10 protein-coding genes are annotated in these 16,967 nt (G+C 54.0%); 8 read left to right on the plus strand and 2 right to left on the minus strand.

What is annotated here, in order from left to right; genetic code table 11:
* The first annotated feature begins 38 nt into the window (after positions 1-38).
* The 4 genes from KFE13_RS15540 (at position 39) to KFE13_RS15555 (ending at position 7,994) form a co-directional block, all read left to right on the plus strand.
* Positions 39-3,488 carry a TonB-dependent receptor gene (locus tag KFE13_RS15540; protein ID WP_260704089.1) on the plus strand — a complete coding sequence of 1,150 codons (3,450 nt, stop codon included), beginning with the start codon at positions 39-41 and terminating at the stop codon, positions 3,486-3,488.
* Between the two features lie 81 nt (positions 3,489-3,569).
* Positions 3,570-5,621: an alpha/beta hydrolase gene (locus tag KFE13_RS15545; RefSeq protein ID WP_260704091.1), complete on the plus strand. Its 2,052-nt coding sequence runs from the start codon at positions 3,570-3,572 to the stop codon at positions 5,619-5,621.
* Positions 5,622-5,771: 150 nt separating this feature from the next.
* A complete protein-coding gene (locus KFE13_RS15550; RefSeq protein ID WP_260704092.1) occupies positions 5,772-7,106 on the plus strand; it encodes a right-handed parallel beta-helix repeat-containing protein in 1,335 nt (444 codons plus the stop codon).
* Between the two features lie 528 nt (positions 7,107-7,634).
* Complete coding sequence (locus KFE13_RS15555; protein ID WP_260704093.1) at positions 7,635-7,994, plus strand: hypothetical protein; 360 nt, start codon at positions 7,635-7,637, stop codon at positions 7,992-7,994.
* A gap of 161 nt (positions 7,995-8,155) precedes the next feature.
* On the opposite strand, the gene KFE13_RS15560 is transcribed toward KFE13_RS15555, so the two are convergent.
* Positions 8,156-8,635, minus strand: coding sequence for a metal-dependent transcriptional regulator (locus tag KFE13_RS15560; protein WP_260704095.1), 480 nt, complete (start codon positions 8,633-8,635; stop codon positions 8,156-8,158).
* Between the two features lie 101 nt (positions 8,636-8,736).
* Between KFE13_RS15560 and KFE13_RS15565 the strand changes: the two genes are divergently transcribed.
* The 4 genes from KFE13_RS15565 to KFE13_RS15580 all read left to right on the plus strand — a co-directional run bounded on the left by KFE13_RS15565 (position 8,737) and on the right by KFE13_RS15580 (position 15,840).
* Positions 8,737-11,307 carry a TonB-dependent receptor gene (locus KFE13_RS15565; protein ID WP_260704097.1) on the plus strand — a complete coding sequence of 857 codons (2,571 nt, stop codon included), beginning with the start codon at positions 8,737-8,739 and terminating at the stop codon, positions 11,305-11,307.
* Positions 11,308-11,545: 238 nt separating this feature from the next.
* Positions 11,546-12,325, plus strand: coding sequence for an SGNH/GDSL hydrolase family protein (locus tag KFE13_RS15570; protein ID WP_260704099.1), 780 nt, complete (start codon positions 11,546-11,548; stop codon positions 12,323-12,325).
* A gap of 450 nt (positions 12,326-12,775) precedes the next feature.
* Entirely contained in the window at positions 12,776-13,123 is a 348-nt protein-coding gene (locus KFE13_RS15575) for a PadR family transcriptional regulator (RefSeq protein WP_260704101.1), read from the plus strand.
* On the plus strand, positions 13,120-15,840 hold the full coding sequence (locus KFE13_RS15580) for an ABC transporter permease (protein WP_260704103.1): 2,721 nt from the start codon (positions 13,120-13,122) through the stop codon (positions 15,838-15,840). The genes KFE13_RS15575 and KFE13_RS15580 overlap by 4 nt, the downstream gene beginning before the upstream one ends.
* Before the next feature lie 277 nt (positions 15,841-16,117).
* Here the strand turns inward: KFE13_RS15580 and KFE13_RS15585 are convergent, their stop codons facing one another.
* Complete coding sequence (locus tag KFE13_RS15585) at positions 16,118-16,507, minus strand: alpha/beta fold hydrolase (RefSeq protein WP_260704105.1); 390 nt, start codon at positions 16,505-16,507, stop codon at positions 16,118-16,120.
* Between the last annotated feature and the right edge of the window lie 460 nt (positions 16,508-16,967).

Raw genomic sequence — 16,967 nt, forward strand, 5'->3', positions numbered from 1 at the left:
TGAGTGCTGTAGATGAAGGCTTTGGAGAGGCAGGCTGCATGGATTTGAAGTCATTTTATTCCCTGGCCGTAGTATTTCTGGTTATTTGCGATGTGACAGGCTTTGCGCAGACCATCACGGGCGGAATGAATGGGACGGTTACCGATCCCTCCGGGGCAGTAATCGTTGGCGCACAGGTTACGGCGATGAATGTCTCCACGAATATCGGAACGACCACGAAGAGCAACAAGGACGGTCTATATAGCATTCAGTTCCTGACGGTAGGGCGGTACACCATCAACATTGTGGCCTCAGGCTTCGCTCCCTCCACCCTCGGGCCTTTCACTCTCGAAGCAGGTCAAGTGGCCAAAATTGATGCCAAACTGAACGTCACCCAGACAACCGCCAGCGTTTCGGTCAGCGAGGGTCTGGCACCTCTGCTCAACACTGAGAATGCGGAGCTTGGAACAACATTAGACCCCACAGCGATCGAAAGCATCCCCTTGCAGGATCGCAACTTCGCCACCTTGGCCCTATTCACTCCCGGAGCGGTTTCTACAAATCCGCAGAGCTTCACGGGAGGTTCTGCCATCGGACGCGATAATATTGGCGGTTCGTCCCTTTCGGTAAATGGCAACCGAGCGCAGACCAATAATTACCTGCTCAACGGAATTGAAATCAATGAGACGGTCAATAACACCACTGCATATAACCCCAGTCCGGATGCACTTTCGCAGGTACGCGTTGTTTCTTCCAATGCCCAGGCGGAATATGGCAACGTCAATGGTGGCGACGTCATTGCGCTCTTGAAGGATGGAACGAACAGCTTTCATGGCAGTGCGTTCTATTTTGTGAATGATTACAAGCTCAATGCGAATAGCTGGGCAAATAATTACACCGGAATCCCAAAAACGAGTTCTACCAGTGCAATCTTTGGCGGTACGCTAGGCGGACCGATTGTTCGAAACAAGTTTTTTTTCTTCGTCGACTATTCCGGCAACCGTTTCCATAATGGCGGCGTAGCAACGGCAACTGTAGCGGACGCCCTCATGCGACAGGGCGACTTCTCGGAATTACTCAATCCCGGCATTATGTGCGCTCCAGGTACGTCGTGCACGACAAACAAGCTCATCCAACTCTACGACTCGCAAAACGGCTATGCTCCGTATACGAATAATCGAGGAGTCCCGCTTACCAATCCGGTAGCGATTTACCTTTATTCCCATCCCAACATCTATCCACTACCCAATCATGCGCCAAGTCCTGGATCGCCTATCGCAAATAACTATGTGGGACCTACAAAGTCGCGCATCTATAACGACCAATTCGACGTTCGGCTCGATTACAAGCTCAGCGACAAAGATAGCTTCTTCGGAAGCTATAGCCAAAGCGTTGCCGGTAATACTCAGACGAATCCTCTGGTTATTACATTTCCCGGAGCTTCGACCTATCCGACACGAGGCTTCAGCATTAACTCGGTGCATACCTTCACGTCTTCACTGTTGAATGAACTCCGTGTTGGCTTCTTTCGCGTTGTCTGGAACCAGGGCGTTCCATATGATCCGACGGGCATCTTTGGGATGAACGGAGACTCCGTAGTCGGTATTGAGGGGAAGAATCAGGCCCCAGGCTTCGCGCAGCAGAGTGTCGGAGCGATTACCAATCCAGGAAACGGCGCTACTTATTCCAATAATGTGATGAACAACTTTACCTATGGAGATAATCTAACCTGGCAGAAAAACAGGCACGCCTTCAAGTTCGGAGTACAGTTCATCCGCTACCAGCAGAACATTATCTACAGCGGAGTGAGTGGCGCCGAAGGTGTGCTGGGCTATTCTGGCAACTTCTCATCTAATCCGCTTGTGACTAGCAATGCCAATACACCGCTAGCCTCAGGTTACTCACTGGCCGATTTCAATATGAATCGCGTATACAGCGTCGGCCGGGGCGCGGTTGCCGGCTTTGCCGGGCAGCGCCAATGGCGAGATGCCGTATTCGCACAGGATGACTGGAAACTACTTCCCAACTTCACTCTCAACCTTGGCGTTCGCTGGGAGTACGATCAGCCCATCTATGAGGTGAACAACAAGCAGTCGAATTTGAATCTACAGACTGGACAGTTAGAGATTGCTGGGCAGAATGGAAACAGCCGCGCTCTGTATAACTCGGTATGGACCAACTTTATGCCGCGCATTGGATTTTCCTACAATCCTGTGCCGCGGTTTGTTGTGCGTGGCGGGTTTGGCAGCACCATCTATATGGAAGGCACTGGTGCGAATCTGCGTTTGATCATCAACCCTCCTTTTCAGACCTCGATCAATTACACGGGAGCTCCACCCACCAGCGTTGCTAATACCGGCGCTTTTACTACGGCTCAGGTCGCTTTCTCATCGAATAGCGCAGCCTGTCTCTATGCAACGAACCCTTCCTGTGGTCAGACGATTCGCGCTTGGGATCCGGACCTGCGACCCTCCACGATTAATGAATTCAGTCTCACCACGCAATATCAGTTGAGCAATACGGCTTCTTTTCAAATTGGATATGTCGGCGAAACCGGCATTCACCTTATTAGCGCGAATAACGGCAATCAGCTTTCCACACCATGCTTTTCGGGATCAACTTTGCTGAACTACAACAGCGCGGCCTGCTTTGCAATCAACAAAGCCCCGTTTTATCAGTTGGTCGGCCAAAGCGGACTTGTACGAATTACTCAATCCGAAGGCATGATGAATTACAACGCACTGCAAACCACGTTCCGACAGCGTCTTTCGCATGGATTACAGTTCACTGCAAATTACACCTATAGCAAAGCCATGACCAACGCTACCGGCTACTTCGGAAGCAACCTGAACATCACGAATAACACTTCGTTCCCAGTGAACCCCGCAGATAGAAGTCTGGAGTATGGTCCTGCCCCCACGGATACGACCCACAGTGTTAACTTCCAGGTAGTCTACTCACTTCCGTTCGGGCGCGGACAGCGGTTTGGCGCGAATGTAAATCGCATTCTGGATTTGGCAGTGGGCGGCTGGCGGACGGCGGTCTCCGGTTATGCCTATACCGGTTTCCCAATCACATTGGTCAGCGGAACGAATAACTCCGGTGTCAACACACCGCAACAACGTGCATGGCACTACCGCCGACTTATGATCCGGCACCGTAATATCAACCAGTGGTTCGGCGATGATCCTTCGGCAACAGCCTGTAGCACAGCAGGCCAGGATAACGGCATCTGCGCGTACGGTGTACCTGCCAACGGTGTCATCTCCCCAGCGCGCCCATTCTCTGAGCGCGTTCCAGGATATCAGCAGTATGATGCAGCGGCCTTTAAGGATTTCGCGATCGTGAGAGAACAGAGGCTCTCGTTCCGTGTCGAAGCCTTCAACCTATTCAACATCGCCAGTTATAACAACCCTGTAGCTACCGTACCAAGTACAACATTCGGTCAGATTACGAGTACCCGCTCTGGCCCGAGGACCTTACAACTATCTGCAAAGTACAGCTTCTAGCTGTAGGGCATTGTATTTTGCTCAACGACTACCGTGGCAAGACAGCCGCGATTGATAGCCACATGGATGGGAGCTTAGGGTTTGAGAATTTTTACGACGAATCGCCGCTATGTATGTTTTCTATTTGCTTTTTTGGTGACGCCAACCATCTCGTGGAGCCAGACAACTGATGCCCCAGCAATCGACTATGCAGCACAGACGGATGCATATCTAACGAACATTGCTAAGCAGAAACTTGCAGAGCGGCAGGAACAGATAGCCGGAATAAAAAAGGCAGACGATATGCATATTCGTCAGGAATATATCCGGCACACCTTGCTTCAGGAGATAGGAGGGTTTCCTGCCCGGACGCCCTTACATGCAGAAATAACCGGAACCATTGATCATCCTGACTACGTTGTACAGAAATTGATTTATCAAAGCCTGCCTGGCTTTTACGTTACAGCAAACGTCTATGTTCCCAAGAATGCACATAAACCGTTCCCAGCAGTGTTAGGACTTGCGGGACATAGCGGGGAAGGAAAATCGTTTGCTCTCTATCAGGCTGTTTGGGTGTCTCTGGCCAGGAGAGGATTTCTTGTCCTGGCCATCGATCCTGTCGGCCAGGGTGAACGAATGGAGCATCTTGATCCAGCAACCCACAAGCCGCTGCTGCAGATCGGGGGCACACCTGAGCACATGGCCGATGGCCTGCCTGTGCTGCTTACCGGCACAAACATTGGACGCTACTTCATCTGGGATGGCATACGCGGCATTGATTATCTTCAATCAAGAGACGATGTCGATAAAACTAGGATTGGTGTAGCTGGAAATTCGGGAGGTGGCACGCAGTCCGCCTACATCTCGACATTAGATACGCGAGTCGCCGCTGCTGTCATCTCGTGTTATCTGAGTGCCTGGAGTGCAATGTGGGCAGATCCAGGACCGCAAGATTCCGAGCAGATATTCGACCACTTCCTTTCTGATCATCTCGACTACGCCGATTTCCTGAATGAAATCGCTCCGCGGCCGGTTGAGATGGAAGTCGCAACGCGTGATTTCTTTCCAATCCAGGGTGCTCATGCGACGTTCCGTGAGGCAGAACATACGTTTGAGCTTCTGGACGCGAAGGACCATCTGGCGTTATTTGAAGCGGATGATACTCATGGATGGTCAAAGCCACGGCGTATCGCTGCATATACATGGCTTTCACGCTGGCTACAAGGAAATGCCGGATCTTCCGAGGAAGCAGCAGTACAGACCGATAGTTCAGCCAGCTTGAATGCTACTTCGACAGGTCAAGTTCTCACGACATATCCCCATGCACAAACGGTGCAATCCCTGAACGCCTCTTTGGCGCAGCAACTTCGGTCTAAACCTTTTCGCGGCAATCTGACGCAACTTGCCGAACGCGTGCGATCCCGTCTGGATCTTCCGGCATCCGTAACTGCAGCAAAAGTAGAGACAGCGGGCAGTTATGTATCAGGAGCACTCAAAGCAGAGAAGCTGAATCTCCACCCGGAGCCAGGCATCACCGTGCCAGGCCTGTTGTTCACGCCTGCAGGCACGGCAGCGCGTAGATCCGCCATCCTGTACCTCGATTCCTCTGGCATGACAGCGGATGCTGTTCCCGGTGGGCTCATTCAACAGCTTGTTGAACTGGGCAACGTTGTGCTGGCAATCGACCCGCGTGGTTGGGGCGAAAGCGCACCGCCCAACCGGATGATTTCCGGATATCGAAGCGATTATCAACTTGCGATGCATGCAATTCTGGTGGGCAAATCCATTCCAGGCATGCAGACACTCGATGTATTAAGCGCGTTTCGATATCTCGCGACGAGATCGGATATCAATCCTGGCGCAATCTCGCTGCATACCGTTGGCTTTGCCTGCAACATTGGACTCTTCGCCGCAACCATCGAGCCGCACATCCGCACAGTAGTATGCGACAAACAGCCGATGTCGTATCTCGCAATCACAGAGCTGCCACTCTACAACCTTCCTCCTGAAGTAATTGTTCCTGGCGTATTGCGCGACTTTGATATTCCGGACATTACCCGCCTACTGGGCTCGCGATTGCATATAGAATCCCGACTTCAAACCTCCATGTTTAGACAACGCAGCACAGTATCTCTAGGAGCTGGTGGGCAATGACCACAGCTTCATATGCGGTAAACCTGCAATTCTCGGCATTGACCTGTTTCTTTTGTCCCAGGAATGTCATTACGAACGCATCGCTGATCTGAAGACGTCGGCAAGTAATACGAAATGATCCATACAAATGATTCATCCAGGAGACATAAGATGAATACGCTTAAAACATCTCGGAGAAAGTTCCTCGGTCGGTCCGGTTCGCTGGCCGTAGCCCTACCTTTAGCGGCGGCAATTCCTGCCGCGATCGAAGTCGCCTCCCCGAAAAAAGTGGAGGCGGCATCGGCAGACGATATTCGCCAGCCCATTCCCAACAGGACGTTACTGACACTTGCAATCGGTTCGTTTAGCTATAAGGTTCCTAATATGCCAACTGATGGAACCGATTGTTCGAAGGCTATAAACGATGCAATTACCTATGTAGTTCAGAACGGCGGCGGAACGGTTTTTATTCCCTGGCAGGCTACACCCCTTCCCAATTCGCTTACTCCCGCGCAATGCGTCTATTGGATCGATTCGCAGGCCAATGGAGACGGAACCAGTACGCCCTACTATGGCGTTTTATTGCAGTCTGGCGTCCGCATCGAGTGCCAGCCTGGAGTGAAGTTGCAGGCCATGACGATCAATACCAATTCCAGCAAGCTAACCAACCGGGCTTATATGTTCTACGGCGCCAACCCGGTTTCCAACGTCGAAATGGCCAATTGCTGGCTGGTCGGCGAGCGCTACACCCATATTTATTCCACTAGTACATCGACAGATGAGCACTGCTATGGAATCGCTCTCCTCGGAGTAAGCAATGTGAATATCCGAGGAACAATTATTTCTGATTGCACTGGAGATGGCATCTGTATTGGTAGCTCGAATAACGTTGCGCCATCCAATATCACTCTCTGCGACGTGATTTCTACCGGCAACCGTCGGCAGGGGTTGAGCATTACTGCCGGTAACTCCATTTCTATTTATGATTCCGAGTTTAGCTATACCTCTGGAACGGCTCCTGGTGACGGTATCGATATCGAGCCAGACGCAGCAGCCGACAGCGTTAGTAATGTCACGATAGAGAATTGTGTTCTTCGGGGGAATGCAGGCGATGGTATTCAGGTGAATGCACATGCAGCGAGCGTAACCGGTATTAACGTGGTCAATTGCCTGATTGACTACAACTCCTATGCTGGTTTTGCGACGCAAAGCAGCAATGGCTACGTCGTCAATACGGGAACAGTCTACGGCAATGCATTTTTCCAGAACGGCTGGTATGGCATTCTGCTGGGGGACACCACCACGAACTATATTGTTGGCGGATACAGTTCCGGCGGCTATGACAGTAATTCTTTCGCTAACAATGCAATCCATAGTTCTGGGATCACTTACCCAAACTCAACGCAGACGAACAGCGTTGGTTATGTTTCGGCGAGCGGCGCTATGAATATGACCTCCGGCTCTCAAGCTAACAATACAATCCAGTGGAACCTCTACTGCACCTAGTAGCAATGGTTTTGGGGGAGGAACCCACTGGCTATAACAGCGCAAGGACGCTCATCGACCAGCTTGAATGAGAAATTGAAAACTGAGTCCATCATTCACCGGCCCCCACAAGCCTACTAGGACCTAGCACCGGAAGACTATTTTAGTATGGCTTTCCAGCCGCTCTTGAAGCAGCGAATAGTTTCGCTTCGCAGTACGGAGGGTGAGTTTTTCACTTCCACATTGGAGGACAAGCCCGAAGCGTCTTCCGTTTCCCTGGAAGCAGCAGAAAAGGAATTGATGAGTCGGATGGAGTCTGTTCAGACAAATCATGCTCCTCGTCCGTCCATTCATCCGACAAATGGTGGGACCAGCGATTGCAGCTTCCGTTGTGGGTTTAGCGTGCCTGTGGGTGGTATTTCAATCGTTCCAGATCGGCATCTGAACCGCAGCCGCTGCCATCCTGAGTAAACCTCTATATTGCCGTCGTCTTGGCGGGCCGATGCGACGATCCGTAGGCTTGCAGGGATAGTTCAAGAGGTGTACGTCATGGTTCTTTACGATGTGTCGATGGGCCGAACGGCGTTTCCCTCCCAGAGCGCCATGATCTACAGCATTCCTGTATCGCAACAGGGCAGTCAGGCCCTAATCGTGATGTTCTCCGTCAACGGCGATAGCGGGGAAGCATCGGAGCTTCTGCCGCACGTCGCGAATATGTATGAGGGTCCTCTGATGCTGAACGCACGCTCGCTGGCGAAAGTGGCAGACGGCGCGTTTCCATGGATCGAAGTGAGTTTCCGGCTCCATGGACTAGCGGAACCCTTCATGATGATGCTCGTCACCACCCACTCACATAGCGCAGAGCCAAGTTCAGCCTCGCCGTCGAGCGGGCGGGAGACCTCGGTGTGAATCACGGATCAGATCGAGGTCTGTTGTAGAACGCCATAGTGACATTGCTTCTTAACTTCCGACATTTGCATCGGATAAGCCCTGATCGAGGCGCTCGGCCGCTCGCTGATCTCTTCCGACAAGCTGACCTTTCTGAGGACCCATCAGAGCAAGCCTTTTGCCTATTCACAGTTGCAGCTTACCCCGTGAATTTCAGGCATGGATCCGTCGAAAGATGGGATGCAATGACCATGTGGGTCCAACTGAGGATTGCCAAGTTTATCGGCAACGCGCTTCTCGAAGCTTTCAGAGATGAAGTGCTCCAGACGTTCGGCTTCATCGTGAATTTCATCAATGGGATAGCTAAGGACCTCATAAAGAAAGGTCTCGATCAGCCGATGATGACGAATAATCTCCAGAGCACGTCTCCTCCCAGCGCGGGACAGGCGGACGCCGTAGTGCCTTTCATATTCGACAAGAGGTGGGGTGGACGCTGCGAGCTTTTGGATCATGTTTGTTACGGATGCAGGTGCGACTCCAAGCCGCTCTGCTAGTTCTCCACTACTGATGCGTTCCTTCTGACCGCCTCCCAAATGGAAGATCGCCTTCAGGTAGTTATCCACGGATTCCGTGTTCGCAAGCTGTTCTCGGCTCCGCGCCATCTCTGATGTACTCCCTCTTTTAGTTTGACCCAAAGTTTGTTTTTAGACTAGACTAAATTTATTTTAGACATGACTAAAATTGGCTTTCCTTGGAGCCTACCATGAAATGGACACGTAAAACATTCAGCATCCTGCCGCTTTTTATTGTATTAGCCAGCAGTCACGTCGTTTTGATGGCTCAGAGTGGCACAGCGGCAGCCCTCTCCGGTACCGTAGCGGATTTAAGCGGAGCAGTGCTGTCCGACGCCAATGTCCTCCTAACCTTCGTGAATAGCGGAGCCCAGCGGACAATCAAGACAGGACCTGAAGGAGGCTTCCTCTTTTTCCAACTCAGCACCGGCGACTATCGCATTACCATCGACGCGCCTGGCTTCGCTAGCGAAACCCAGCAGATAACGTACTTGGGCGTTCCCATCCGGCTACATATCGCTCTCTCTGCGGCGGCCTCGAAGACTGAGGTCACGGTGACAGCCACAAACAGTGATCCGACAGAGCCTGCACACGTCGACATCACGCCAGAGCAGATCGACCGCATGCCAACCCAAAGTGTGAGTTCGCCGTTCAGTTCGCTGATCACGATGACGACTCCCGGCGTGTCCGCCGACTCGAATGGCTCCTTTCATCCGCTCGGCGACCATGCTGAAGCATCGTTTGTTGTGGACGGGCAGCCGATCACCGACCAACAGAGCCGTACTTTCTCTACTCAGGTCTCTCTGAATGCTCTGCAATCCGTGGAGGTCCGCGAGGGAGCGCCGGGATCTGACGTAGGAGACAAGACGAGCATGGTCATCGTCGCCCAGACCCGCTCCGGCCTCGATCAACGCAAGCCTCATGGTGAGTTCTCGTTCACCCGCGGCTCCTTCGCCACTTCGACAGGAAGCGGCAACCTGGCCTTCGGGTCGGCGAAGGTTGGCTCCTTCACCGCCATTGATGCCCTGAACAGTGGCCGCTTTCTAGATACACCAGAGATCGAGGTTCTCCATGCTAATGGCAATGCTGAGAATGCCATCGAGCGTTTCGATTACAAGGCAACCGATAAAACAAGCCTGCAGCTCAATACCAGTCTGAGTCGCTCCTGGTTTCAGACTCCTAACACCCATGACCAGAATGCGCTCGGGCAGAACCAGCGTCAGACGGTGGTCAGTTTTAACGTTGCGCCGCAATTCCTCCATACCTTCAACGATCATGCTTTCAACCAGACGAACTTCTGGGTGCGGCAGGATAAGGTCCGCTATCGCCCCTCGGACGATCCATTTGCAGACACACCAGCATATTTGCAACAGGGGCGTCGACTGACCAATGCTGGCCTGCGTTCGGAGTTTACCTACAATCAGGGTCGCCATAGCGTGATCGGCGGTATCGAATTCAAACACACTTTTCTGGCTGAGCAGTTCGCCACGGGCCTCACCGATCCAAGCTTCAATAGTCCTTGTCTCGGTGCAGACGGTGCGCCGTCGCCGATCACCACCGTGACCAATCCATCGCAATGCGTGGCTGCTGGTCTTACTCCGAACAGTGCTTTCTTGCCCGGCCTGCTCAACATCGACCTTACGCGTGGCGGCAGTATCTATGCTTTTCAGGGATCAACGGACATCAAGCAGGTTGCCCTCTTCGGCCAAGACTACGTGAAATTGGGTAACTTCAAGATCGACCTCGGCCTTCGCTATGACAAGTACAACGGCTTGGCAAGAAACCACGGCGTGCAACCACGCGTCGGTTTCGTCTACAGCTCGTCACCTTTGCACACTAACTTCCATCTCAACTATTCACGGGTATTCATCACCCCCTATAACGAGAATCTGATTGTAGCCAGCTCCGCCGGGCCTGGATCGATATCGGCTGCACTTGGAGCGACGGACTCCGCAATTCTCAATACAGGGCATCGTAACCAGTTCAATGTCGGATTCGAGACGCCGATCAAGTACTTCTCGCTGAGTGGCGAATATCTCTGGAAATTCACGTATGGTGCTTACGATTTCGACGTCCTGCTTAATAGCCCTCTGACCTTCCCGACACAGTTCCGCAAATCGAAGATCGATGGCGGTCTTGTACGCCTAACCCTCACTCCAACCCATGGAGTCAATGGATTCTTCACCATCAGCCACGTACGCTCGCGCCTCTTCGGGCCAGAGCTTGGCGGCATCAGCTTCAGCGCTCCTTATAGCAACGTCGCCCGTCCTGACCATGATGAGGGGTTGGCGATGAATCTGAATCTTCGTTACCAGTTTGGCCGACGTGGTCCCTGGATCAACAGCTCCTATCGCTACGATGGTGGATTGGTAGCTGTTGCTGTACCGGATATTCCAACGGCTCTCCAACTTACCGGAGATGAACAGCAACAGATGGGTCTTCACTGTGGCTCAGTCTTCGCAACGGTTTCCAGGCCTCTCCGTTCCTGCGCTGGGCCGATTGCGGCAACGCGCATCCGCATTCCGCCACCCGGAACGGAGAACGACGACAGGAATCCGCCGCGAATCGCCGTGCGCAATACTGTAGATCTATCGATAGGAGAAGACAATTTGATTCATCACGAAAACCAGAGCCTCGGCATCCGCGTTGCGGTTGTGAACCTGAACAACACGAAGGCGCTCTATAACTTCCTCTCGACCTTCTCGGGCACGCACTTTCTGACTACACGGGCGGTCACCGTCGGGCTTCGCTATGGATTCTGAATGGTCATCTGGGAGTGTGAACGCCATCCGTAACGATTTGCCTCGGATGCGGGAATCGAACTGTGCTGGAGAAGCGAGTGGTACCACTGCGCGAACTGCATATTCACCCGGAGGGATGGGATCACCGGACAATTGTCCGAGGTGAGGGCAATCATCATGGCGTTGCAGAAAACGGGAGAAAGTCCATTCAGAGCACACCTACGATACAGCAGCGCATCTTAATCACGGGTTCTACCAGATGAATACTTCATCCGCGCGCGAAACGATAGCTTGCCTCGGCTCCAGCAGCACTGCCGGTAGAGGGCAGGCATTCGACTGGATTGGCGAGCTCTCCCGACGTCCCCGTAACGCGCGGTTCAAATTCCTCAATTTCGGCGTTGGTGGGGACCTAGCATATGACGTCCTTAAGCGCGTAGATACCGTCCTGGTCTGTCAACCCGACAGTGTGATTGTTTGGGTGGGTGGTAATGATGCGCTTGCAATGGTCTCCTCTAAGGCGCGACGTCTTTTCGGGGTCATGAAGTTCGCATCCAGAGCCGCTTCGGGGACGCGGTTTGACGACTGCTTTGGGACTCTTGTTCGACGTCTGAAATCCAGCGGTGCCCGCGTCGCCGCCTGTTCGCTCGCTCCGATCGGGGAGTCAACAATGTCCGATCAGCCGTTTCAGGCTGCGCTCAACTCCGCAATCCACGACTTAAGTGCCAGTATCAAGCGCATCGCCTGTGACGAAGCCGTCGATTACGTCCCGATTTTCGAGACGTTTCAGGTTGCCATCAACGCCGATCCAGGCCGGGCGCTTACGAGTCTCCGGTTCCTGCCGATGTACCGCGATGCCTTTCGCACGATAGTGCTGCGGATGTCCCCCGACGACGTGGGGCGTCTGAACGGCTGGAAATTCCATAGCGATGGCATCCATCTGAACAGCCGAGGCGGGTTGATGGCTGCGGACCTCATCCAATCCCAGTTGGACAATCATGGACCCCCGCGCTCCAACAATGCGCTCACCGAACCAGACTAGTACCAATATGCAGGACGACCTGAGACATTTCGAAACCCCTTACGCCGTTCGCCCACCTCATTCTAGATATTCGTCTTTTAGATATGATGTTGTAGCCGATGCGTGGGGAATATGTGAATCCTAAAGGGATTTCCTCGCCTTCTAAGGCGGGTCTTTTCCATTGGATTCGCGCGAAACTTCTTATCTGACCAAAAGCACGTTTATGAGGCTAATCCAGGCTCAATGAGTGCATCGGCCAATTGGCGTCCACTGAAGGTCACGTCTAGACAGATCGGCAGATACCAGCCTACTTTTCGTTGAAAATCAAACTACATCTTCTCCGATGAACAGTGTCCCGCGGCTTCCTGACAACTTCTTCTGGATTTATCGTCGAAGAAACTCAAACCTCCTGTTGCTTTCCAAAAGAAAGCATGTCATGATTCCTGTTGGAAACCTAAAGGTTTATTCACCATGAAGGAAAAGCTGGATGTTTTGCAAGGCACGCTTGCACTGATGGTCCTCAAGACACTGGATGTTCTGGGATCGCAGCACGGCTGGGGAATCGCGCGACGCATTGAGCAGATCAGCGGAGACCTTCTGGCTGTCAACCAGGGTACGCTTTATCCCTTGCTGCTCAAGCTCGAGCATGAAGGCTCGATTGCCTCCGAGTGGGGCATATCGGAGAACAACCGCCGTGCCCGCTTCTATCGGCTTACTGCGGCTGGTCGTAAGCAGCTGCAGACGGAGACCAGTGAATGGGAGCGAACCGCTCAAATCATAGAGCGCTTTTTCAAAGTCAAAGCGGAGGATTTACCGTGAAATTCCTGCGACGCTCGCTAATACGCCTCAAGAATCTTGTAACAGGGCAGAGTGCCGACCAACGCCTGCGGGAAGAGATTGCCGAACATCTTGCGTTCCAGACAGAAGAGAACATACGCGCCGGCATGTCGCCTACCGAGGCGCGGCGGCAGGCCGTGCTCAAGCTGGGCGCGACCCAGGCAATCCGCGAAGACCACCATGCAGAGCACAGTATTCCGTTTATTGAGAATCTGCTCTTGGACCTGAAGTACGCGGTACGCATGCTTCTGAGATCTCCTGGATTCTCTTTCATTGCAATCGCCACAATCGCATTGGGCATTGGAGCCACGACTGCAATCTATAGCGTGATTGACGCCACGCTGCTGCATCCATTGCCGTATCCAAATCCTGCCGAACTGGTGCGCATCCAGGACGATCTTCCCGGCGTAGGCGCGCAGGATGTCGGCATCTCCGTTCCTGAGTGGAGAGACCTCGAGAGCTCAGGGATATTCCAGTCCGTGTCGGTTTCCGGAACCGGCGCAGACGTGAACCTCACCGGCAGTGCGCAGCCCAAGCGTCTCAGCTACAAGCATGTTTCGCCGAATTACTTCGCGGTCCCCGGTGTAGATGCGCAGTTGGGCCGCACCTTCGATCCGCACGATGCGACTCCCGGCTTCAACCTGGAGGCCGTGATCAGCGATGGGCTCTGGAGGAGAGACTTCGGAGCCGATCCGCACCTTATTGGCAAAGCTCTGCGCCTGGACAACGACGTTTATCACGTCATAGGCATTATGCCGCCCGGTTTTCGCGATCTGGGTTCAACCAGCGAGGAGCGGAATACGGAGGTGTGGCTGGCGGCTGGCATGGCCGGTCTGCCATTTCCGCCTCCGTTGCGCGGTACACGTCTGCACGGTCGAACGGTCGCCCGCCTGAGGCCCGGTCTCTCAATTGCAGCCGCACAGGAGCGCCTCGATGCGCTGGTTGTATCGCTGAAGAAGCAATATCCGGCGGAGTATCCCGCTCAGACCTCATGGACCGTGCGCCTGACTCCGCTCAGCGAAAGCGTGGTCGGCAGCGTTCGCCAATCTCTCATTCTGCTGTTCGGCGCGGTAGCATTGGTACTCCTCATCAGTTGCGTCAATGTCGCCAATCTCCTGCTTGCCCGCGCCAGTCTGCGAGGTCGCGAGATCGCGGTGCGCCAAGCTCTGGGAGCGCAAAGAATGCGGTTGATCCGCCAGTTCCTCGCCGAGAGTCTGCTGCTCTTCCTGCTTGGCGGGATTGCCGCTTTCGCGATTCTCTTCTCCACGAGGAAGTTCCTGCTGCAGTTGGTTCCGGAGAGTCTGCCGCATATGAACGACATCTCGATCAACTGGGGCGTGCTGGCGTTCGGTCTTGCCCTCTCTGTCATAGCCGGAACTGTCTTTGGTCTTGCTCCCGCATGGCTCATGAGCCGCTTCGATCTGATGGGTACGCTTCGGCAGGAGGGGCGCGGCTCCAGCGGCTCACGGGAAGGCTCGCGCGCCCGCCAGATACTGGTCGTCAGTGAACTGGCGCTCTCCCTGGTGCTCATGGTCGCCGCGGGCCTTCTGTTGCGCAGTTTTTGGGACTTGTTCACGTTGCCGCCCGGTTTCAATCCTGACCGCGTCATGGCTATTCAGACCTGGCTGCCGGGGCCTAATGATCCCACTGCGGATATGTACCGAACCGCCACGCAGGAATCGGTCCTGGTGCGCGAGATCCTTCGTCGCAACCGAACCCTGCCGGGCGTAGAAGAAGCGGCTGTCGGCGACGTGGACGCGCTTCCGCTGGGCCACAGCGTTCCCAACCCGCTGCCTTTGATCCGCGAAGGCATCGAGACGATGGACAATCAGGCTCCTGCGATCGACGGCCCCATCGTTTCGCCTGAATACTTCCACTTGTTGGGGATGTCGCTCGAGCGTGGACGCCTTTTCGGTGACCACGATCTTGAGGATACGCCTAACGTTGCGGTCATCAATGAGGCCGCGGCTCGTACCTACTGGCCAAACCAGGACCCGCTGGGCAAACGCGTCCGTTTGCGCTTGGATACTCGCGAGCCGTTGAGCCCTGCCAAGCCGACCTGGACCACGATCATCGGCGTGATTGCGGATGCCCGCATGGAATCGTTGGCCGACGCGGCAGTTCCGCAGATCTACCGCAGCGTGTACCAGCACCCCGCCAAGGATCTGGTCATCTTTCTTCATGGACAACTCGATCCCAGCGCCATCCTCGCGCAGGAGCGAAGCCAGGTCCAGTCCATCGATCCGGAACTTCCCGTCTTCCACGCAGAGACCCTGAAGGAGGTGCTCTCCGATTCGCTTTCCGTGAAGCGATTCTCGATGGAGATGGTGGCGTTGTTTGCAGGTACAGCCTTGCTGCTGGCCGGGCTTGGAATCTACGGGACTATTTCCTATGTCGTGAATGAACAAAGACGGGAGATCGCCATCCGCCTCGCGCTGGGAGCTCAAAGAGGCAATATCCTCAAGATGGTCCTGCGCCGGGGACTCGGTTTGGCCGCTGCTGGGGCCGGGCTGGGTGTGGCCGGTGCGATCATCGTCTCTCACCTTATGGCCGGACTGCTCTACGGCGTGTCGCCTTCCGATCTGCCCACCTTCGCTGGCGTCACCCTTGTACTTACCGCTGTCGCGTTCGCCGCCAGCTATATCCCGGCGCTGCGCGCCATGCGTTTCGATCCAATAACTACACTCCACTCCGAATGACTCCTTGGCGCCGAACTTGTCTTCGCAAGTTGTGGCCCTCCCGATAGCGTCCCTTCAGGATGCCCAAAAAACGCCTATGTAGCCAGGAAGAGTTCTGGATTCGCACGAAATCGTCAAGGCACTCATTGAGGCAGGAATTCGCAATGAGAAGTCGGTTTGTCGTCACTCATCTTATTGCCGACCAGAGCGGTGTTTTATCAGAACCTCTCGCACGAGATACATGAAAACGACAGACTGCCTGCCGACGGTCTGTCGAGGATGCGAAGTCTGCAACTCCTTAGGCTGTTTTGTTTCCTTGAATCGCTTTCGCCGCTTGTCGTATTACGTCAATGACAACCTCGGGCTTGGAGAGCATCGGCACATGACTGCTTTCCACCTCGATTACAGTCGCTCCCATGCGTTTCGAGACGCACCGTTGGAGATCGGGATGAACGGTATGATCTTGCAGGCACAAGATGTACCAGCTTGGCTTCGACTTCCACGGAGTGCTCTGGAGACGCTGCTGCGTAAAGAGGTCGGCAGTCAAGAATATTTTTAAGTTATCCCCCAATCCGAGAAGAATCCCAGCAGGAGCGGCGTCGCGGATTGATTTCGCTATGTCGGCAAAATGCTTCACTCTCGCAAACATGCTGTCCAGCCAGGTTGAGGCTCTGAATCCACGCAGCAATTTGGCGATTCCTCGAGTTGGGTCCGCACATGCACTGTTTGCGGCTCGCGGTCCTTGCGAACTAGCGTTCTGCGGTGCTAGGCTGCCAGAATGCCGCAGATTCTTAAACAGCTTCGCGCATCTTCGCGAGTTCTGTTGGTTGTAGCTTTGCTTGCGACCTTCATAGCGGCTGTGCTGATGTCGGCTGGTCATGTTCATTTACATGGAAGTCATGACCACTGCGTGAATTGCCAGATGGCCTTCCAGCTTCTGTGCATTCTCGTCGTCTGCGCCGGTTTGCTCATTGCACAGATTCAGTCGCCTCCACAGCCTGAAGAGGTTACCCTCTACCGGCGCAGTAGCTATCGCAGTAACCTTTGGGTTCGCCCTCCCCCCCGCTAGGCCCTTCTCCATTCAATCTCCGTCGTTGAACCGAACGCTGCATGAAGTTCATTTGCAGCGAAGAAGCGTCGCTGCCTGA

Origin of the sequence: Edaphobacter flagellatus (genome assembly GCF_025264665.1) — a bacterium.
GTDB lineage: Bacteria > Acidobacteriota > Terriglobia > Terriglobales > Acidobacteriaceae > Edaphobacter > Edaphobacter flagellatus.

Excerpts from the sequence above, each read along its gene's own strand:
- KFE13_RS15550 (WP_260704092.1), top strand. The coding sequence starts at position 5,772 with ATGAATACGCTTAAAACATCTCGGAGAAAGTTCCTCGGTCGGTCCGGT.
- KFE13_RS15560 (WP_260704095.1), bottom strand. The coding sequence starts at position 8,635 with ATGGCGCGGAGCCGAGAACAGCTTGCGAACACGGAATCCGTGGATAAC.
- KFE13_RS15555 (WP_260704093.1), top strand. The coding sequence starts at position 7,635 with ATGGTTCTTTACGATGTGTCGATGGGCCGAACGGCGTTTCCCTCCCAG.
- KFE13_RS15575 (WP_260704101.1), top strand. The coding sequence starts at position 12,776 with ATGAAGGAAAAGCTGGATGTTTTGCAAGGCACGCTTGCACTGATGGTC.
- KFE13_RS15565 (WP_260704097.1), top strand. The coding sequence starts at position 8,737 with ATGAAATGGACACGTAAAACATTCAGCATCCTGCCGCTTTTTATTGTA.
- KFE13_RS15570 (WP_260704099.1), top strand. The coding sequence starts at position 11,546 with ATGAATACTTCATCCGCGCGCGAAACGATAGCTTGCCTCGGCTCCAGC.
- KFE13_RS15540 (WP_260704089.1), top strand. The coding sequence starts at position 39 with ATGGATTTGAAGTCATTTTATTCCCTGGCCGTAGTATTTCTGGTTATT.